Genomic DNA, 19,983 nt, shown 5'->3' on the forward strand with positions numbered 1-19,983 from the left:
CTGTGGTGTAGAGGCCTAACATGCCTGCCTGTCACGCAGGAGATCGCGGGTTCGAATCCCGTCAGTTCCGCCATTTTTCAGTTTAATATTTTCACCGTACTAAAGTGGGAAGGGGTATCCCTCCGCACTTTATTTTTTTGCAATGGATATGGCTCGGTAGCTCAGTCGGTAGAGCAGAGGACTGAAAATCCTCGTGTCGGCGGTTCGATTCCGTCCCGAGCCACCTTTATATGGAGGATTAGCGAAGTGGCCAAACGCATCAGACTGTAAATCTGCTCCCTTACGGGTTCGGTGGTTCGAATCCATCATCCTCCACCAGTTTTATGAGCCATTAGCTCAGTTGGTAGAGCACCTGACTTTTAATCAGGGTGTCGAAGGTTCGAGTCCTTCATGGCTCATCAGAAGTCATCAACTATAAGTTGATGGCTTTTTTTGTATTGTTTTAAGTTATGTTTTTATATAGCTTTTTGTTTTAAGGTATCGACGGGTTATAATAAGTTCATTATGTTCGCTTAGTGTTTATCTATATTCTAAAAAAAGTGAAGTGGTGATCGCGTGACTTTGGATACAGAGTGGATTCAGCAACAGCTTCAGAATATAATTCAAGCGCCTTTTACCATAGTGCCTTGGTGCCCAGAAATGATGGCAGAAGGAGAAACAACCGATTCAGTCATACCGGATAGATCATTTGTTAGTGAGAATAAATTATATTTTCCGTTTCGTGCATCGGCAGGTGAACTGGCTGCTTTTGCAGTAGAGGCCAGATACTTGTCGGATCGAGAACGGAAGTTGATAGAAGCGCTACTGGGGAACATGGAACAAGTTTGGCACAATGGTCCAAGCTTGCCGGTCAACCGGGCTTATAGCGAGGAAGAGCGGATGAGTCGTTTTGGACAATGGCTCATACAGCAGGCAGCCAACCTAAACAGTAAAGAAGAGGTTCCTGCTGAATTAGAACTTCGTGATCCGCTATCAGCGTGTATGGTGCCTTTTTTGCTAAATGGTGAGGGAACACAGGATGGAGCTATTACCTATACGCAGCTTCATCGATTGTTAGCGAGCTATTTTGGAGGGGATGTGCTGCTTACTCCATTAGACGAACAATCTTGGCTGATTCTCGCTAAAAAGGAGCTTTTATTAGGAGCCGACGATGAACGGGATAAAGATACTGAGACCAGAGAGGCAGATTTTGCGGAACCGCTGGAGGAGGTACTTACGGCTTTTAGCTTGGGGTTATATGAACTTATCGCGAATGAATGGGTCGGTGTATTCCATTTGGCGATTTCCAAGCCCTCGATCCCTTTGCAAAGTCTTCCCCACGAGCTGAATTTATTATGGGAGACGATCCATCTTGGCAAGCTTTTTCATGTAACAGAGCACATTCACCTTTCATGGGAGCTTCATTTGGAGAGACTGTTAAATCGCATTCCCAAGGAGCAGCGTGTGCTATTTTTGGAGCAGGTAATGAAGTCATCTGTCATACTGGAAGACTCAGAAACGATGGCTACATTAGATATCTTTTTTCAACTGGATTGTAATGTGAGTGAGACAGCCAAGCGTCTGTATGTTCACCGAAATACGTTGATTTACCGTTTGGACAAGATTAAACAGGAGACCGGATTGGACGTGAGGACGTTTAATGAGGCGGTTTTGGTCAAACTATATCTGCTATTGTACAAAGTGACAAAAAGGAAATAGCATTTTTGTGCAGTTTGCGAATAGCCATGCTTTGGGTACTAGGGTAAGATACAAGTAGAAAATGTATTCGATTTCAAAACTTGACCTTGGGGAGGCAAAAGCTATGGCTGGCGTACGTTTAGAGCATATTTTTAAGAAATATCCAGGTGCAGAAAAAGCTACGGTTGTTGATGTCAATTTGGACATTCAAGATAAAGAATTTCTCGTATTGGTTGGTCCTTCCGGTTGTGGGAAGTCTACTACACTTCGTATGATTGCTGGTTTGGAGGAAATTTCAGACGGTAAATTGTACATTGGTGATCGTGTTGTGAACGATGTGGCTCCAAAAGACCGCGATATCGCGATGGTATTCCAATCCTATGCCTTGTATCCGCATATGAATGTATACCAAAACATGGCTTTTGGTCTGAAGCTTCGCAAGGTTAAAAAGGAAGAAATTGATAAACGTGTACGTGAAGCGGCTAAAATCCTTGATATTGAGCATCTGCTGGATCGCAAGCCGAAAGCGTTATCAGGCGGTCAGCGTCAGCGTGTTGCCTTGGGTCGTGCGATTGTACGTGATCCACAAGTCTTCTTGATGGATGAGCCACTGTCTAACTTGGATGCTAAGCTGCGTGGTCAGATGCGTGCGGAAATCACGAAGTTGGCTAAGCGTCTGGAAACGACCGTTATCTATGTAACACATGACCAGGTTGAAGCCATGACGATGGGTGATCGGATTGTAGTTATGAAGGATGGTATCATTCAACAAGCTGCATCTCCGGATGAACTGTACAACCGACCAGTGAATCTGTTCGTAGCTGGTTTTATCGGCTCCCCTACGATGAACTTTATCTCGGGTAAGCTGGTTGAAAAAGAAGGTGCATTGCATTTCACAGCACCAGGTCTGGATCTGTTTGTACCTGAAGGTAAGGGACAGATTTTGAAAGCGAAAGGCTACATTGGCAAAGAAGTGATCTTGGGCATTCGTCCTGAGGATATTCATGAAGAGCCTGTATTCTTGGAGGCTTCTCCGAACACGATCTTTACATCCACTGTGGATGTAACGGAAAACCTCGGTCATGAAATGCTGTTGTACCTGAGCGGTGCCGGAAACGACACGATTATTGCCCGTGTAGACGGACGTTCCAATACTCGTGATGGTGTCAAAGCGAAGTTGGCTGTTGATATGAACAAAGTTCATATTTTTGATAAGGAATCGGAATTGAGCATTCTGGTTGGCGAATAAGATCAGCCTCTGGAAGAGAGTCGCAGTTTTCCCCAAGCGGAGAACTGCGACTCTTTTGTATATGATATCCGCTACTAGCTTTGGCATTGCATTCAATGGAAAATTCCGATACGATGGGTGTACAATGGTGCAGGTCTAGACTCAGACAAGGTTCGTTGGCATAAGTCCTAGATTGGGGCTTGGGGGTTCAATTGTCGGGATAGGGATAGCCTGGAATCCTATAGTTAAATCAAGTGAAGTGTGGACTCATTCAGGATAGACTGCGTGGGTTTGTATGGTTAATAGAATAATGCTACATAAATCAAATGGCGTATAGAATCCGGTTTTTGCAGATGAAGGAGAGAATACAATGGCTAAACAGGTAAAGGTATCCGAGCTTGTACAGCAGTTTCAAATGGAGGTTATTTCCGGTGAAAAAGGTCTGCGCAGACTGATCACCGTGGACGATTTGAATCGCCCAGGCCTGGAGATGGCCGGGTATTTTGAATATCATACACAGGAGCGGGTACAGCTTTTGGGAAGGTCTGAGCTGGCTTTTCTGGGTATGCTGCCTCCTGAGGAGCGACGGGATCGGATGGAGCGTTTGTGTACAGAGCTGACTCCATGTATTATCATCACACGTGGCCTGGAGGTACCGGCCGAGTTAGTGGAGGCAAGCGCAGAGCGAGATATTCCTGTACTGCGAACCAATATGGCGACGACGATTTTATCAAGCCGGATCACAGGTTTTCTGGAAAGAAAGCTGGCACCTACGGCGACTATTCATGGTGTACTGTGTGACGTGTATGGCGTGGGAATGCTTATCACTGGCAGTAGTGGAATTGGTAAGAGTGAAACAGCACTGGAACTTGTTAAACGTGGGCATCGCTTGGTAGCAGATGATGCGGTAGAAATCCGGCAAACGTCCGACTTTCAGTTGCATGGAACAGCACCTGAACTAATTCGTCACCTGCTTGAAATTCGTGGCGTGGGCATTATTAATGTGATGACACTGTTTGGTGCTGGTGCAGTTCGTAATAATAAGCGGATTACATTGGTTGTCCGTCTGGAGGCATGGCAACAGGACAAGCAGTATGACCGTCTCGGTCTCGATGAAGAAACCACACGCATTATTGATACAGATGTTCCACTCGTTACGATTCCAGTACGTCCGGGCCGAAATCTGGCTGTTATTATCGAGGTAGCGGCCATGAACTATCGGTTGAAACAAATGGGCGTTAATGCAGCTCTGCAATTTACAAACAAGCTGACTGCGACGATTTCTGAAGATATGGAAGAGATGGATTAAGGTTCGTTCGGTTGCAAGGAAGAACAAGGAGTGAGAGAAACATATGTCAACGGCAACATTACTGCTGAATCCGATTGCTTTTTCAATCGGGGCAATCAAGGTCCATTGGTATGGGCTTATTTTGGGGCTGGCGGCACTTGTGGGTTTATATCTCGCCATCCGTGAGGGAAAAAGATTCGGTATTCCGCAGGAATTCTTTATGGATATGCTGCTTCTGGGTGTTCCATCGGCCATTATTGGAGCGCGTATTTATTATGTAGCCTTCAAATGGGAAGACTACCGAGATAATCTATGGGATGTCTTTAAAATTTGGAACGGCGGTATCGCGATATATGGTGCTTTGATTGGTGCCATTATATGTGCGGTTATTTATTTCCGCTATAAAGGGTATAACTTCTGGCGTATCGCTGATATTTGTGCGCCGGGTCTATTAATCGGTCAAGCGATTGGACGCTGGGGTAATTTTGTCAATCAAGAGGCTTACGGTGGACCAACAGAAGAGACTTTTTTGCGCAATCAGCTACATCTACCAGACTTCATTGTGAATCAGATGAACGTTAACGGGGTGTTTCACCACCCTACGTTCCTGTACGAATCGCTATGGAGTATTGTAGGCGTGATTTTTCTGCTTGTGATTCGCCGGATGAAATTTGTACGTGCAGGTGAAATGTTTGCATTTTACTTCATTTGGTACTCTATTGGTCGCTTTTTCATCGAGCGGGTGCGGACGGACAGCTTGGCCTTTCAGGGACCGGACTGGCTGGCTTCCTTTGTGAATGCTCTGTGGTCCCCTATGGTATGGCTAGGGTTTGAACCGGGGTACTTGGATCCGAATTACGGTAACGTACGGATCTCACAGTTGCTTGCTATTTTCATCATTGTAGCTGCTGTGATTTTCATCTTGGTTCGTCGTCGGAAGGGCTCAGCCGTTGCGAGATATAGCGACCCGATTGTCTCCAGCAAGACAGGGATTGATCAGGTACCTGATGTGACGCCAGAACAGGTGTCCCGTCCTGGACAGGATGCGGTTTCTCCAACTGCCACGGTGGATAAGCTATCTAAGGAAGACACGGATGAGGACAAGAAGGAGCATCTATGATAAATACGATTTTGTTTGATTTAGACGGTACCATTATGGATACGAATGAATTGATTATCAGCACATTTTTACACATTTTGAACCATCCAGATGCTGATCCGCTAACGCGGGAGCATATTATTCCTCATATGGGGGGAACACTGGACGATCAACTCCGTACTTTTACGGGATTAACGGATGTATCTGGGCTAATCAAAGACTACCGTGCTTATAATCAAATTCATCATGATCAAATGGTGAAGCCATTTCCACATGTTATTGAGGTTATTCAGGAGCTGCGCGCACGAGGAATTAAGCTAGGGGTTGTAACAACTAAAATACGACCATCCACGATGCGTGTACTTAACCTGTTTGATCTGACTTCGTCTATGGATTACATTGTGACGGTAGACGATGTGGAACATCCGAAGCCTCACGCGGAGCCAGTGCTTAAGGCCTTGGCAGGTCTGAATGCTGAAGCGGAACATACGTTGATGGTTGGAGATAGCTCCTTTGATATTTTGTCAGCTCAGGCGGCAGGTGTGAAATCTGCGGGAGTGGCCTGGTCGCTCAAGGGTGAGGAAACTCTGCGCGGATATGGACCAGACTACATGCTATATGATATGAGGGATTTGCTGAAGCTGGAGCTTCAAGGTGTCAATGTATCGTGAGAAAGGTGAACCGCTATCCTGTAGAAGGTCCCAATGCGTTGTGGCAAATTTATCGGACGGTGAGCCCTTGGAAAGGCGTTAAGAACTTCATTTTCATACAGATTGCCCGGTATTGTCCTGTGCTTTCTCTGAAAAATGTTATTTACCGCAGAATGCTGGGGATGAAGGTTGGGCAACATGCAGCCTTCGGTCTGATGGTGATGGTGGATGTTTTTTTTCCAGAGCATATTACAATCGGGAACAATTCGGTCATTGGATATAACACGACCATACTGGCTCATGAATACCTTATACAGGAGTATCGCATCGGTAAAGTTGTGATCGGGGATCGTGTGCTGATCGGCGCAAACACAACCATTTTGCCGGGTGTTACCATCGGTGACGGAGCAGTGGTAGCGGCCGGAGCGGTTGTGCATAAAGATGTACCGGCAGGTGCATTTGTAGGCGGTAATCCGTTGCGTGATTTAAGACGCTCTGGTGTGGATGAAAAGTAAATAGCACGATAAGAAAGGCCCCTTATGTATTAAGGGGTCTTTCTTGTGCTGTTTTTCTGTATAATAAGTGGGGTAATGCATATTGGTTATGTTTAAAAATTGATAATAGTTATTTTTGCAAGGCGATATGGGAGCGTGTTGATTTGGTCAAAAAAGAACGTATACCAGAGCTTGATATTTACCGAGGAATATTAATTGCGGCCGTCATTACTATTCATGCAACCTCAATGGCATTGATTGATGCGCGTCATTCTCTATTGTTTTACCCCTTTTTATTTTTAAATATGTTTAGCAGCTTTGCAGTGCCTGTATTTATTTTTGTGAGCGGTTTTGTTTTATTTTACAATTATGTCGATCGGCCACTTCGCGGAAAGAGTATGTTTTTGTTTTTTCGAAAAAGACTGATGTTTATTGTGTTACCCTACGTTTTATTTTCTCTTATGTACTATTTGACCTTGGTGACACGTGGGTTGATGCCGCTTAGTGATCTTCCGCTCGTGCTGCTAACGGGAAAGGCGTATACGCATTTGTATTATGTTATTATTATCATCCAATTTTATTTGGTCTTTCCGCTACTGTTGTGGGGAGTGCAGCGTTTACGTCATTGGATATCGAGTCCACGGAGAGCAGCTTTTGTCATTTTGGCAGTAGGGTTGCTCATTCAATGGGGGTTTGTACTGCTGAACAAATATGTTTGGCAAGAGGAGAGAGGAAGCCTTGCGATTACGTATATCAGTTACTTTGCCTTAGGTGCCGCTGTAGCGATTGGATATGAAGGGTTTAAAAAGTGGCTTTTTCCAGTCCCAGGTACGGTAATGGGTCGCGGCCAGTTGATCAGCTGGTGGGCCTTGTGGGCGGCTTGGTTATTACTCGGGATCGTTTATGTACAAATATGGTTTATAGCCTACCGCAAAGCCATTTATGCGGACTCGCTGGTCTATGAACTGCTACATAATGCATATGCTCTTGTATCTGCATTGGTGCTGTTTCAGTTATCGGTTTTATTATATCGTCATACTAGTGATAGACTGCGAATGTTCATCAGTTGGCTGGGAGCATGTTCTTTCGGTATATATTTACTTCATCCGGCGTTATTACGAGTGTATCGCAAACTGGATTTGCATGGTACACCGATAGAATATGTCTTCTCTGTTGCTGGCGGATGGGTGTTGGCGCTGTTTGGATCATGGCTGATTGTGACGTTGTTTTTTCGATATGTACCATTTTCATGGATCGGTTTGGGTACAGTTCCGAAGTTTCCGTTCCAGAGTAAAGATTAAAGAGGCAAATTGTTAAATATTTTGACTTAGACTGTTGGCTTAAGGCTGACAGTCTTTTTTTTAGGATTCATGCATTTTGCATTGGATAAAATATGGAGAGGGGCAGCGATTGTCTAAGCTGTAAAAATGGGCTGCTTCGTTTGGTTGACGTTCATAAGTAGGGCATGATAATATATCGAATATACTTTAGTTTGTTAGCACTTTACCATGATAAAGATATTGAAATCATGAGGTGATAGAGATGTCTAAGCCAAAAGGATTCGAGATTCCTATAGGGGTTCGGGATTACCTTCCACGTGCAGTGTCGAAGCTGCGGGCCATTGAACTGAATGTACTCGCTTGTATGGAACGTTGGGGTTACCGTCAGATTATGACGCCTACGATGGAATACTACGATACGGTAGGAGTAGCTAGCTCTACTTCTGATCGGAAGCTGTTTAAATTGCTCAACAACCGAGGGACTACGTTGGTACTTCGTTCTGATATGACTGCTCCAATTGCACGGGTGGTATCTTCGTTGCTAAAGGAAGAGGAAGTACCGCTTCGCCTTTCCTATCACGCCAATGTATTTCGAGCGATTGAGGAAGAGGCAGGAAGAGAGGCAGAGTTTTTTCAAACAGGCGTGGAGCTGGTAGGGGATGACTCGCCTGAGGCTGATGCAGAAGTGGTAGCATTGGCCATTGCATCATTGCAGGCAGCGGGTGTTACCTCTTTTAAAATTGCCATGGGACATGTGGGATTTCTGAACGGGTTATTTGAGGAGATCATTCCAGGTCGCCAGGCTGAACAGCAGGCGCTAAAAGAACTGTTGCTCAATCGTGATGTAGTGGGCTACCGAACGGCGATTGAAGCTTTAGGTTTGGCGCCCGAGCATCGCGATAAGCTGGAGGCCATTCTTCGGCTGCGTGGCGGGAAGGAAATTTGCGAGCAGGCTACCCGCCTTAGTGTGGAGCAGCAGACGCTTCAAACCATTGCACATTTGTGCGAGGTGTGGGAAGTCCTGGAGGCATACGGCGTATCTGAGCATGTGTTAATTGACCTTACCATGATCGGGGATTTTTCATATTATACAGGAATGACTTTTGAGGGCTATGCAGCGGAAATCGGGTTCCCGGTATGCAACGGAGGTCGTTATGACAATCTGCTTCAGCAGTTTGGGCGATCTGTACCAGCAACGGGATTCGCATTGAAGACGAACCGAATCGTCGATGGTGTGGATGGTATTGCAATTGAGACGAAGCGTCCTGTACTTATTCGTTATGACGAGCAGGAACGTCGAAAGGCGTTATCTGCAGCGGCACAGCTACGTGCAGAGGGGCTTACTGTGGTGACAGGACTCGCGGGGGGACCGGAAGATCGACGTCGTGAGCAGCAGGATCTGTACGCAGAGGTATACAGCTATACAGCTGAAGAAAGACAGCCCGTACAAAGGAGGGAATTGCCATGACGGAAACATTGAAGGTAGCCATGCCGAAGGGACGGATTTATAAGCAGGCTTCCAAGTTGTTTCGCCAGGCAGGGGTTCCAATTCCACTGGATGTGGACGAAACCCGCAAGCTGGTCATTCCATTGCCTGAACTGGGGATGGAATTTATTATGGCGAAGCCCGTCGATGTTCCTACGTATGTGGAGTACGGTGCAGCTGACATCGGCATTGTAGGTAAGGATGTGTTGCTGGAAGAAAACAAGGATGTATATGAGCTGCTGGATCTGGGGATTGCCCGTTGCCGGATGTCGGTGATTGCTTTACCCGATTGGCAACCAGGTATTCGTCAGCGGGTCGCAACCAAATATCCAAATGTGGCTTCCCAGTATTTTCGGGAGCAAGGTCAGCAGGTGGAGGTCATTAAGCTGAATGGCTCCATCGAGCTGGCGCCGTTAATTGGTCTGGCAGATCGCATTGTAGATATGGTGGAGACGGGGCAGACCTTGCGGGAGAACGGATTGGTTGAGCAGATTAGCATACTGGATATTACCAGTCGTTTGATTGCCAACCGGGTCAGTTACCGGATGAAAAATGGTCCGATTCAGGCATTGTGTGATCGATTGCATCAGGTGATTCCAACTGAAGTAGTACCGAAGGGTTAAAGGAACGGAGCAACGGTTAAGGAGCATTCTGCAAGCAAGCAGCAGGTAAGGGGGAATGAGCAAATGAAGATCGTAGCAGCCCGTGATTTCAATCTCCAACGAGAGGTAGATTACGGAACACCTGAGCAAAACGAGGCTGTGCGTACGATTATTCAATCGGTACGCCAAGAGGGAGATGAGGCTGTCCTGCGGTATACAGAAATGTTTGACGGTGTATCGCTGACAGCGGAGCAGCTTCGTGTGACAGATGGAGAATTAAAGTTGGCCTATGATAAGGTAGAGCCTTCATTTATACAGGCGATTCGAGAAGCGGCCGCTCATATTCGCGCTTTTCATACCAAGCAAAAGCGTAACTCATGGATAGATTTACAATCAGATGGTAGCTTGCTCGGTCAAATCATCCGACCCTTGAAACGTGTAGGCGTGTATGTTCCAGGTGGTAAAGCTGCCTATCCCTCCTCGGTATTGATGAATGTTATTCCAGCTCAAGTGGCTGGAGTACCGGAGATTGTCATGGTGACACCCCCGGCGACAGGCGGCAAGGCAGGGATCGACCCCTATACACTGGTAGCTGCGGCAGAGGCTGGTGTAACGGAAATATACAGGGTTGGCGGAGCGCAGGCTATTGCCTCGCTTGCATACGGGACACATAGTATTGAACCGGTTGATAAAATTTGCGGTCCCGGCAACATTTATGTAGCGCTGGCGAAGCGAGAGGTATACGGTGCAGTGGATATCGACAGTATTGCGGGACCGAGTGAAATTGTCGTATTGGCAGACGACACAGCGAATCCCTCTTATGTAGCGGCCGACCTACTTTCACAGGCGGAACATGACGAAATGGCCTCAGCCATTCTGGTTACGCCTTCGCAACGCTTGGCCGAAGAAGTATCAGCCGAGGTACAGCGCCAATTGGCGGAGTTGCCGCGCAGAGATATCGCTGCTGCATCGTTGGAGGCGTACGGAGCCATCATTGTCGTTGACAATTTGGAAGAGGGCATCCGTATTGTCAACCGGCTTGCGCCAGAGCATTTGGAGATCATGACAGAGCAGCCGATGGAGCATATGGGGCTGATTGAAAATGCGGGAGCTATTTTTCTGGGAGCGTACAGCTCAGAGCCGGTAGGCGATTATTTTGCCGGACCTAATCACATCATTCCGACGAATGGAACAGCACGCTTTTCTTCGCCAGTGGATATTGATGATTTTATCAAGAAGTCGAGTATGATCTATTACAGCAAGGAAGCACTGCTCCGCAATGGAGAGACCATTATGCAGCTTGCCCGGCATGAGGGGCTGGAAGGCCACGCACGGGCGATACAAGTTCGATTGGACAATGAGAAGAAGGCGGTGGATGGCGATGGGGAACGAAAATAACAAAGCAGAGCGTACAGGCAGTGTCAGCCGGAAAACGAACGAAACAGACATTCAGCTGTCATTTGCAGTAGACGGGACAGGGCAGGCCGAGATTGAAACGGATGTTCCTTTTCTGAATCACATGCTGGATTTGTTCACCAAGCACGGACAATTTGATCTAAATGTACAGGCCAGAGGGGATGTGGACATTGACGATCATCATACCGTCGAGGACATTGGTATCTGTCTGGGGCAAACCTTTCTGGAAGCATTGGGTGATAAAAAAGGTATCAAGCGCTATGCCAGCGTTTTTGTACCGATGGATGAGGCACTCGCGCAGGTTATTATTGATCTGAGCAATCGACCTCATTTTGAGTATCGCGCAGAGTACCCGTCTCAGCAGGTAGGCAGCTTCTCGACAGAGCTGGTGCATGAATTTCTATGGAAATTTGCGTTGGAGGCTCGCATGACGCTGCACGTCATTGTTCACTACGGGCAAAATACCCACCATATGATTGAGGCGGTGTTCAAAGCACTGGGGCGTGCTTTGGATGAGGCGACCTCCATTGATCCACGAGTGACAGGAGTGCCTTCAACGAAGGGAGTGCTGTAGTCCATGTCTATTGCCATTGTGGATTACGGCAGAGGGAATCTGCATAGTGTGAGCAGGGCGGTTGAGCGCCTTGGCTATGAGGCTGTAGTGACAGGAGATGCTCAAGTGATTCGTGCCTCTAGCGGTGTAATTTTGCCGGGTGTAGGGGCTTTCGGGGATGCGATGGAACATCTGCGTTCCAGCGGATTGGATCGGGTTATTCAGGAGGTTGCAAGTGCTGGACAACCGCTGCTCGGTGTTTGTTTGGGAATGCAGCTATTATTCACTCGTGGTGAAGAATACGGCAGTCACGAAGGACTTAATATATTACCAGGCGAGGTCGTTCGGTTTGCTCCTGATCTGGGCGTTAAAGTGCCACATATGGGCTGGAATCGTCTACATATCACCCAGCCAGAGCACCCGTTATTGCAGGGCTTGGAGGAAGGGCATGTGTATTTTGTGCATTCCTATCATGCAAAACCGGAGATCGAAAGTGACCTGCTGGCAGTAACCGACTATGGTGGACCTGTAACGGCTATTGTTGGCAGAGGCCATGTATACGGTATGCAGTTCCATCCGGAGAAAAGCGGAGAAATGGGGATGCGTCTGCTTCGTCAGTTTTTGGAATTGGCGGAAGCGGAAAAGCGAGCATAACTACTTGAGCGTTTGTGTTAGTAGGCTCAAATTTGGGCGTTGATGGGTGTGAAGGTATATAGCTGTTGATTAGTTCATAAGGGGGTCATACTTTGTTCACGATATACCCGGCGATTGATATTCGCGATGGCAAATGTGTACGACTGGTACAAGGTGATTATAACCAGGAGACAATATACAACGAAAATCCGGTGGAAGTAGCACGAGAATGGGAGCGCTTGGGCGGCTCCTACATTCATTTGGTTGATTTGGACGGTGCCAAAGCAGGTCAACCGGTGAATGATGCGCTCATTGGACGGATTGCTTCTGCGGTGCAAGTGCCTGTACAAGTGGGCGGCGGCTTACGTACGCTTGAGCATGTGGAGCGGCTGTTGTCGCTGGGCGTGAGCCGGGTGATTTTAGGCACGGCAGCTATTGAGGATCGTGCTTTTACGGAAGCGGTATTGGGTGCCTACGGTGATCGGATCGCCATCGGTCTAGATGCGCGAAATGGCTATGTGGCTACGCGTGGATGGCTCGAAACCTCGGAGGTTCGAGCAGATGAATTGGCTGCTGAACTGGCCTCCAAGGGAGCTGAAACATTTATTTTCACAGATATTTCCCGTGACGGCATGATGCAGGGCCCGAATGTAGAGGCTATTGCAGCGCTTGCCAAAAGCAGTGGACGAACCGTGATTGCATCCGGCGGTGTCAGCAAGATGGATGATCTAATCACACTGAGCACCTATGCGAAAGAAGGCGTAGGTGGTGCAATTGTGGGTAAAGCATTGTATACAGGGAGCATTGATTTACAGGTTGCCGTACAAGCTGTAGCAAAGGCATAGGGGGAGTAGGCATGCTGGCTAAACGTATTATTCCCTGTCTGGATGTAAAGGATGGCAGGGTGGTTAAGGGCGTTAATTTTGTGAACTTGCGCGATGCAGGTGACCCGGTGGAGCTGGCTGCGCTTTATGACCGGGAAGGGGCGGACGAAATCGTATTTCTGGATATTTCCGCTTCGGTTGAAGGTCGTGCCACGATGGAAGAAGTAGTTCGCCAGACAGCCGGAGAAATTGCTATTCCTTTCACCGTAGGTGGCGGGATATCTCATGTCGATGATATGAAACGCATTTTGCGTGCCGGTGCTGATAAAATCGGCGTAAATACGGCGGCTGTCCGCAACCCTCAGCTGATCGCAGAAGGTGCGCGCAGCTTTGGTTCACAATGTATCGTTGTTGCCATCGATGCCAAGTACAATGAGGCGTGGGGCGAATGGGAAGTATACACGCACGGAGGCCGCACGCCATCGGGTATTCGCGCCTTGGCCTGGGCCAAGGAAGCAGAGCAGCTGGGGGCCGGTGAGATTCTGCTGACCAGCATGAATGCAGACGGGACTAAGGATGGCTTTGACCTGCCGCTGACTTCCGCGGTTTCGGATACCGTAGGGATTCCAGTTATTGCTTCCGGCGGAGCAGGCAAACAGGAACATTTCTATGACGTGTTTACGTCAGGTAAGGCGGATGCTGGATTAGCAGCAACGATTTTTCACTATAAAGAAATCGGAATCCCTGAGCTGAAACGGGATTTGAAGCGCAGAGGAGTGGAGATACGATGAGCAACGAATTGAACCAACAGCTATCACTGGAGCAGCTACTGGATAATGTCCGCTGGAACGAGGCGGGGCTTGTCTCGGCGATTGTGCAGGATGATGCTACACTTCAGGTGTTGACGCTGGCCTATATGAACCGCGAGTCGCTGAAACGGTCTTTGGAGTCAGGAGAGACCTGGTTCTGGTCACGTTCCAGACAGGAGCTGTGGCACAAAGGAGCAACTTCTGGGAATACGCAAAAGATCTCCTCCATCCAGCTGGATTGTGACGGCGATGCTCTATTGGTGCGTGTCATTCCGAGCGGTCCGGCCTGTCATACAGGCGCAACGAGTTGCTTTTCTCGTGATATTTCCGTGCCAGGAACAGCTGTAACACCTGTGGCAGGAAAAGCAGGAGCTCAAGTGTCGGTAACTCGTACCGATGCTATTCCCATTGCTTCAGAAGGCCGCTTTGAGGTGCTTGCCCAATTGGAAGCAATTATTAAGGAACGCGAGGAGACGCGTCCTGAAGGAGCCTACACGACCTATCTTTTTGATAAAGGTGTAGACAAAATCCTGAAAAAGGTTGGCGAAGAAGCATCTGAGACCATCATTGCAGCCAAAAATAAAGATAATGAGGAGTTGCGTCTGGAGGTCAGCGACCTGATTTATCACCTGCTGGTGCTGTTGCAGGAGCGCAAGCTACCACTCGATGACGTGCTGGCTGAGCTGAATCGCCGTCATGAACGCCCTCGTCGTGATTAGGACGGCTATTGTAGGATTTGAAAGGGGGAGGGCTGCATGAAAATTGACTATCATACGCATCATTCCCGCTGCGGGCATGCGATAGGAAGTCTGGAGGAGTATGTGCAGCAGGGGATCCGGCTGGGGCTGGATCAGCTCGGCTTATCCGATCATATGCCGCTGCTGCATGTAGAACCAGCCAACTATTATCCAGAAATGGCGATGCCTATGGATGAGCTGCCCCGATACGTGGAAGAATGCTTGGATCTGAAGGAGCGTTATAAAGGGCAAATTGATATTCGTGTTGGTTTGGAAGGCGACTATATCGAGGGCTGGGAACGCGAAATCGAAGATATCGTCCATGCATACCCATGGGATTATGTGATTGGTTCCGTCCACTTTCTCGGTGAGTGGGATGTCACCGACTTCCGTCAGGTACACCATTGGAAAGGTAAAAATGTGTTAGAGGTGTACCGCACATATTATGATGCGGTTTCCAAGGCGGCCGCTACGGGGTTGTATGACATCATGGGTCATTTGGATGTCATTAAGCGTTTCGGCTATCATCCGAAACCAGCGGAAGAGGAGGAGCTGCGTGAATTGGAGCGCTCCGCACTCTCAGCCGTAGCCCGCAGCGGTCGGGCAATGGAACTCAATGCATCAGGGCTTTCCAAGCCCTGTGCCGAAATGTTTCCGAGTCGCCGCATGCTGGAGCAAGCTTTCACGCTAGGTATTCCGTTGACCATCGGCTCGGATGCCCATGATCCAGCGAAGCTGACTGAGCATCTGGAGAAGGCGCGTGCGCTTTTACATGAGGTTGGCTATCGCGAGCTTGCTGTATTTGAGCAACGTGAACGTTCGCAGGTTCCGCTGACGTTATAATAATATATTAAATGTTGTATCCAGTGACTAGCCGAACGCACCTTTCACACAGGGAAAATGCGCTCGGCTATTTAGCGTATTTTTGTATATGTATCTACCGGGGTACGAGCACGAAACCGTTTTTTGGAATAAGGCAGGATCGACTGTCAAGTCGTTTTGAAGTTGTGGTATACTGAAGGGTATGAACATGTCAGTTACTTTTAAAGGAGGTGCCTTGGTTATTTATGAAAGGGAAACATCTGCGAGTTTCGGAACCTAGCCCTAAGATTATTGCTTTGCGTTTCGACGCATCTTTCTTTTTTGAGAAAGCTGTGCGCTCGCTTGATCGCAATCATTATGACAAGGCATTGAAATATTTTCGCAAAGCCGTTGAATATGAACCGGATAATCCGGTGAATCATTGCAATATGGCGGGTATATTATCAGAGATGGGGGATTATGCAGGTTCGAATGAGATCCTGTCCTCTGTTCTGAGTGACGTAGACTCGTCGATGACAGAATGTTATTTCTATATGGCGAATAATTACGCTAATATGGAGCAGTTTGAAGAAGCGGAAAAAGCATTGGTCACGTACCTGGAGGAGGACGAAGAAGGCCAGTTTCTTGATGAAGCCGAGGAAATGATGGAGCTGCTCTATTATGAGCTGGACCGTCCGACGAAGCTGAACCGCATTAAGGCCCGGCAGGGAGTGGTTGAGCATGATCAGGCCCGTGTTCTGCTGGAGGAAGGGAAATTTGCTCAGGCAGCCCAACTGCTCAAGCAAATTTCTGAGGAGCAACCAGACATGTTCGCTGCGCGGAATAATCTGGCGCTAGCGTATTACTACATGGGATTGTTCCAAAATGCTAAGGCTACCATTATTCAAGTGTTGGAGGATGAGCCAGGTAATTTACACGCATTGTGCAACTTGGCGATTTTTTATCAGCACGAAGGCGGCGGTCCGGAATTGGATCGTCTGGTTCAAACCTTGGCGGTCACTATACCGTTTCAGGAGGAGCAGGTATTCAAGCTGGCGACCACTATGGGGATTCTCGGACGTCATGAGGAGGCCTACAGACATTTTCGTAGGTTGCTTCATGGCAATGGAGAGAACAATGCGGACGCTTCTTTGTACCATTACACAGCGGTAGCTGCCAGCAATACAGGAAGATATGCGGAAGCTCGGCGGTTATGGAGTCATTTGCAAAAGCAGGATGCTTCCTCGGAGGTTCCAAGATTTTTCCTGTCCAGATTGGAAGAGCTTCAGCAGGAAGGTACACCGCTGCAAGTGCTCAGCTATCACTATCATCTCCCGTTTGAAGAGCAATTCCGCATGTGGGAGAAGTTTGGTGCTGAGCAGGTGCCTGACAGTATGAAGAAGGACCCGCTAATCCGGTCATCTTTCTTTTGGGCCTTGCGCCACGGAGACCGGGCGACTCAGCTTCAGGTCATTCAGGCGTTAAGCCTGATCGGTGACGATGAGGTGCGTCAGGCGCTGGAGTCCTTCGTAGAAGACCCGGATCAGGAAAGTGAACTCAAACGCCGTGCTTTGCAAGTATTGCAAGAGCTGGCAGAGCAGGAAGCACAGAATACACACGCGGAAACGGAGCATCCTGAGCGGTTGGAGGCTGAGAAAGATCCGTATACAACGGAAGGTGATATCTCTGCTTCGCCAGTTGATCCACAATGGCAGGCTGTGCTGGACAAGGTACTGACCGTCATGAGCAAATCATCCGACCCGGCCATGCAGCATGATTTGAGATCACTTTGGCAGGAGTATCTGGATCGGCTTGCTCCAGAAGTCCCGATGGTTCAGCATACTGAGGGATGGGCAGCTGCGCTGGAATATTTGACAGCCAAAATGCATCATCATTCAGTCACCTATCAGGAAGTAGCCGACCGCTATGGTATTTCCGTATCGACCGTAAGCCGCTACGCACGTCAAATTGACAGCGTGTGTGGTATCAAACAGAAGCTGAAGCAGCCGCTCTCCACGTTTAAAAAGCAGGTCTGAGACCTGCTCCAAACATCACTTAAAGGAGGCAACAAACGTATGTATAAATCCATAATTATTGGTACAGGTCCTGCAGGCTACACAGCCGCTATTTATTTGGCACGCGCCAACATGAATCCGCTGATCATTGAAGGAATGCAGCCCGGTGGGCAGCTTACCACAACGACTGAAATTGAAAATTTCCCGGGTTTTGAGCAAGGTATCCTCGGACCTGAGCTGATGGATAACATGCGCAAGCAGGCCGAACGTTTTGGCGCTGAGTTTACTTCCGGTTGGGTAGAGGAAGTCGATTTCAGCAAGCGCCCTTTTAAAGTGAAGGTAGAGGGTAAAGGCATCATTGAGGCGGAGTCGGTTATTATTGCTACAGGTGCGTCCGCCAAATACCTCGGCATTCCAGGTGAGCAGGACAATGTAGGTCGCGGAGTTAGCACATGCGCAACTTGCGACGGCTTCTTTTTCCGTGGGAAAAAGATTATCGTGGTCGGCGGTGGCGATTCAGCCATGGAGGAAGCGAGCTTCTTGACCCGTTTTGCTTCCAGTGTAACCTTGGTCCATCGTCGTGACGAATTGCGGGCATCTAAAATTATGCAAGACCGCGCACGCGAAAATGAAAAAGTACATTGGGCATTAAACCGGACTCCTCTGGAAGTTGTGACGGGAGAAACTGGCTTAAAGGGCCTGAAAGTACACAATAATGAGACCAACCAGGATGAGCTAATAGAGGCAGATGGCGTGTTCGTGGCGATTGGGCATACACCGAATACAGGCTTCCTGAACGGACAGATCCATACCGATGAACACGGCTATATTGAAGTGAAGCCAGGCACGACGGAAACGAATATCCCGGGTGTTTTTGCCTGTGGGGACGTGCAGGATAACCGTTATCGACAAGCCATTACGGCTGCGGGAACGGGCTGTATGGCGGCTATGGATTGCGAGAAGTATCTTGAAGGCAGCGCTGTCCACGACTGGAGCGAAACACTGGATCAATAAAGGGTGTCTATAATACACAAAGTGGCTAATGTGAGGGGCTAATGGCCCTCTGTTAAGCTCCGTTGTTTGTTCAGGAAGAGAAAGCCTGGTGCGTTTGCACAGGCTTTCTCCTTTTTATGATTATAGTATTTATAAATGTTCAGCGGAGCTGAACAATTCTTTAATCGCAAGGAAAATTTCCGTTAAGCGTGGTCTGGCTTCCTTGAAAGTACGTCATTAGACGTTTTTCTTATGGAGGCATGAGGTTAAAAGTTCAGCTAATCGTACATTTTTCAACAGGCAAGTGTCCTTGACCGTAACGGGGGCTTCAATTATAGTTGGAACGTAGGATTACTATTATGAGGCAGGAATTTTAAGCTATATTTCATACCAGATTTTTAAGTAAACATAAAAGGTGGCTTGGAACATGTCTGAAAGTATCTATGTAGGTGTCGATTTGGGCGGTACCGCGATTAAAGTCGGCATTTGTAATGAAAACGGACAGCTTTTGCACACATATGAGGGACCAACCGAAACCGATAAAGGTGTAGACGTTGTCATTGGTAATATTGAAAAATATGTGCGGCACATTGTTGAGGAATCTCCTTATGAGTGGGATCAACTAAAGGGTGTCGGTGCAGGCGTTGCAGGTTTTACGAATGTTCGTGATGGTATTATTGTCCTCGCTCCTAATATTGGCTTTCGTGACGTACCGATCCGTGCGCTCCTAGAGAACCGGATTGGCAAGCCTGTGAAAATAGACAATGATGCGAATGTTGCTGCGCTGGGTGAGGCTTGGGCTGGTGCAGGCAAAGGCATTGAAAACTGCGTATGCTATACCCTGGGAACAGGCGTAGGTGGCGGTATTATTATAAACGGTAAAATATATCAAGGTTCTTCGGGCATGGCTGGGGAAATTGGCCATATCAGCGTCGTGCCTGATCTGGAGGCTATTCAGTGTGGATGCGGCAAAATGGGTTGCTTGGAAACTGTATCTTCCGCAACAGGCATCATTCGTATGGCCAAGGATGCTGTGGAACGTGGCGACCGGACCTCTCTGGCGCTGGAAGATCACATTGCTGCTAAGGAAGTATTCGATGCTGCTAAAGCCGGGGATGAAGTCGCACTGCGTATCGTGAACCGGGCTGCCTTTTATTTGGGGAAATCGATGGCAGCTGTTGCCGCTGTGCTCAATCCAGAATTGTTTATTATAGGCGGCGGTGTTTCTAAAGCAGGCGACTTTTTGTTTGAAGAGATGCGTCGCGTATACGCCAAGCTGGCTCCTGAACCGCTTCAAAAAGGTGTATATATCGTACCAGCGGTGTTAGGCAATGACGCGGGTATCGTAGGGGCTGCAGGGTTGCTGCTACGCTCCTAATCCACAGGTTGATGATAGGG

19 protein-coding genes and 3 tRNA genes are annotated in these 19,983 nt (G+C 48.1%); all 22 read left to right on the forward strand.

Going from position 1 to position 19,983, the window contains the following annotated elements; genetic code table 11:
* The first annotated feature begins 150 nt into the window (after nucleotides 1–150).
* Nucleotides 151–223: transfer RNA gene (locus KSP24_RS18365), tRNA-Phe, on the forward strand.
* 9 nt (nucleotides 224–232) lie between these two features.
* Nucleotides 233–318, forward strand: a tRNA-Tyr gene (locus tag KSP24_RS18370).
* 7 nt (nucleotides 319–325) lie between these two features.
* Nucleotides 326–398 (forward strand) — tRNA-Lys (locus KSP24_RS18375).
* A 157-nt stretch (nucleotides 399–555) separates the two neighbouring features.
* Complete coding sequence (locus tag KSP24_RS18380) at nucleotides 556–1,698, forward strand: PucR family transcriptional regulator (RefSeq protein ID WP_216976162.1); 1,143 nt, start codon at nucleotides 556–558, stop codon at nucleotides 1,696–1,698.
* 103 nt (nucleotides 1,699–1,801) lie between these two features.
* Entirely contained in the window at nucleotides 1,802–2,926 is a 1,125-nt protein-coding gene (locus KSP24_RS18385) for an ABC transporter ATP-binding protein (protein ID WP_019685783.1), read from the forward strand.
* Between the two features lie 349 nt (nucleotides 2,927–3,275).
* On the forward strand, nucleotides 3,276–4,214 hold the full coding sequence (hprK, locus tag KSP24_RS18390; protein ID WP_013308232.1) for an HPr(Ser) kinase/phosphatase: 939 nt from the start codon (nucleotides 3,276–3,278) through the stop codon (nucleotides 4,212–4,214).
* A gap of 43 nt (nucleotides 4,215–4,257) precedes the next feature.
* Nucleotides 4,258–5,313 (forward strand): prolipoprotein diacylglyceryl transferase, encoded by a 1,056-nt coding sequence (lgt, locus tag KSP24_RS18395; RefSeq protein WP_216976164.1) that lies wholly within the window; start codon nucleotides 4,258–4,260, stop codon nucleotides 5,311–5,313.
* Complete coding sequence (gene ppaX, locus KSP24_RS18400; RefSeq protein WP_013368792.1) at nucleotides 5,310–5,963, forward strand: pyrophosphatase PpaX; 654 nt, start codon at nucleotides 5,310–5,312, stop codon at nucleotides 5,961–5,963. Before lgt ends, ppaX begins: the two co-directional genes overlap by 4 nt.
* Nucleotides 5,960–6,457, forward strand: a complete 498-nt coding sequence (locus tag KSP24_RS18405; protein ID WP_013368793.1) for an acyltransferase — start codon at nucleotides 5,960–5,962, stop codon at nucleotides 6,455–6,457. Before ppaX ends, KSP24_RS18405 begins: the two co-directional genes overlap by 4 nt.
* Nucleotides 6,458–6,600: 143 nt before the next feature.
* Complete coding sequence (locus tag KSP24_RS18410; protein WP_216976166.1) at nucleotides 6,601–7,737, forward strand: acyltransferase; 1,137 nt, start codon at nucleotides 6,601–6,603, stop codon at nucleotides 7,735–7,737.
* Between the two features lie 241 nt (nucleotides 7,738–7,978).
* On the forward strand, nucleotides 7,979–9,184 hold the full coding sequence (locus KSP24_RS18415) for an ATP phosphoribosyltransferase regulatory subunit (RefSeq protein ID WP_216976167.1): 1,206 nt from the start codon (nucleotides 7,979–7,981) through the stop codon (nucleotides 9,182–9,184).
* Entirely contained in the window at nucleotides 9,181–9,825 is a 645-nt protein-coding gene (gene hisG / locus KSP24_RS18420; protein WP_013368797.1) for an ATP phosphoribosyltransferase, read from the forward strand. Before KSP24_RS18415 ends, hisG begins: the two co-directional genes overlap by 4 nt.
* 63 nt (nucleotides 9,826–9,888) lie before the next feature.
* Nucleotides 9,889–11,202: a histidinol dehydrogenase gene (gene hisD / locus KSP24_RS18425; protein ID WP_216976169.1), complete on the forward strand. Its 1,314-nt coding sequence runs from the start codon at nucleotides 9,889–9,891 to the stop codon at nucleotides 11,200–11,202.
* Nucleotides 11,186–11,794 (forward strand): imidazoleglycerol-phosphate dehydratase HisB, encoded by a 609-nt coding sequence (gene hisB / locus KSP24_RS18430; RefSeq protein WP_216976274.1) that lies wholly within the window; start codon nucleotides 11,186–11,188, stop codon nucleotides 11,792–11,794. Before hisD ends, hisB begins: the two co-directional genes overlap by 17 nt.
* A 3-nt stretch (nucleotides 11,795–11,797) precedes the next feature.
* Nucleotides 11,798–12,427, forward strand: a complete 630-nt coding sequence (gene hisH, locus KSP24_RS18435) for an imidazole glycerol phosphate synthase subunit HisH (RefSeq protein WP_129548524.1) — start codon at nucleotides 11,798–11,800, stop codon at nucleotides 12,425–12,427.
* Nucleotides 12,428–12,519: 92 nt separating this feature from the next.
* The gene (gene hisA, locus KSP24_RS18440) at nucleotides 12,520–13,251 is read left to right on the forward strand and encodes a 1-(5-phosphoribosyl)-5-[(5-phosphoribosylamino)methylideneamino]imidazole-4-carboxamide isomerase (RefSeq protein ID WP_216976171.1); all 732 of its coding nucleotides are present in this window, start codon (nucleotides 12,520–12,522) and stop codon (nucleotides 13,249–13,251) included.
* 11 nt (nucleotides 13,252–13,262) lie between these two features.
* Nucleotides 13,263–14,021 (forward strand): imidazole glycerol phosphate synthase subunit HisF, encoded by a 759-nt coding sequence (gene hisF, locus KSP24_RS18445; RefSeq protein ID WP_016820119.1) that lies wholly within the window; start codon nucleotides 13,263–13,265, stop codon nucleotides 14,019–14,021.
* Complete coding sequence (gene hisIE, locus KSP24_RS18450; protein WP_058711444.1) at nucleotides 14,018–14,758, forward strand: bifunctional phosphoribosyl-AMP cyclohydrolase/phosphoribosyl-ATP diphosphatase HisIE; 741 nt, start codon at nucleotides 14,018–14,020, stop codon at nucleotides 14,756–14,758. The genes hisF and hisIE overlap by 4 nt, the downstream gene beginning before the upstream one ends.
* A gap of 36 nt (nucleotides 14,759–14,794) precedes the next feature.
* Nucleotides 14,795–15,619 (forward strand): histidinol-phosphatase HisJ, encoded by an 825-nt coding sequence (hisJ, locus tag KSP24_RS18455; protein ID WP_216976173.1) that lies wholly within the window; start codon nucleotides 14,795–14,797, stop codon nucleotides 15,617–15,619.
* 224 nt (nucleotides 15,620–15,843) lie between these two features.
* On the forward strand, nucleotides 15,844–17,613 hold the full coding sequence (locus KSP24_RS18460; protein WP_216976175.1) for a tetratricopeptide repeat protein: 1,770 nt from the start codon (nucleotides 15,844–15,846) through the stop codon (nucleotides 17,611–17,613).
* Nucleotides 17,614–17,652: 39 nt separating this feature from the next.
* Nucleotides 17,653–18,606, forward strand: coding sequence for a thioredoxin-disulfide reductase (gene trxB / locus KSP24_RS18465; RefSeq protein ID WP_013368806.1), 954 nt, complete (start codon nucleotides 17,653–17,655; stop codon nucleotides 18,604–18,606).
* 406 nt (nucleotides 18,607–19,012) lie between these two features.
* Entirely contained in the window at nucleotides 19,013–19,963 is a 951-nt protein-coding gene (locus KSP24_RS18470) for an ROK family glucokinase (protein WP_013368807.1), read from the forward strand.
* Nucleotides 19,964–19,983 lie beyond the last annotated feature (20 nt).

The sequence above is a fragment of the Paenibacillus sp. AK121 genome (assembly GCF_019042715.1).
GTDB classification, from domain to species: domain Bacteria; phylum Bacillota; class Bacilli; order Paenibacillales; family Paenibacillaceae; genus Paenibacillus; species Paenibacillus polymyxa_C.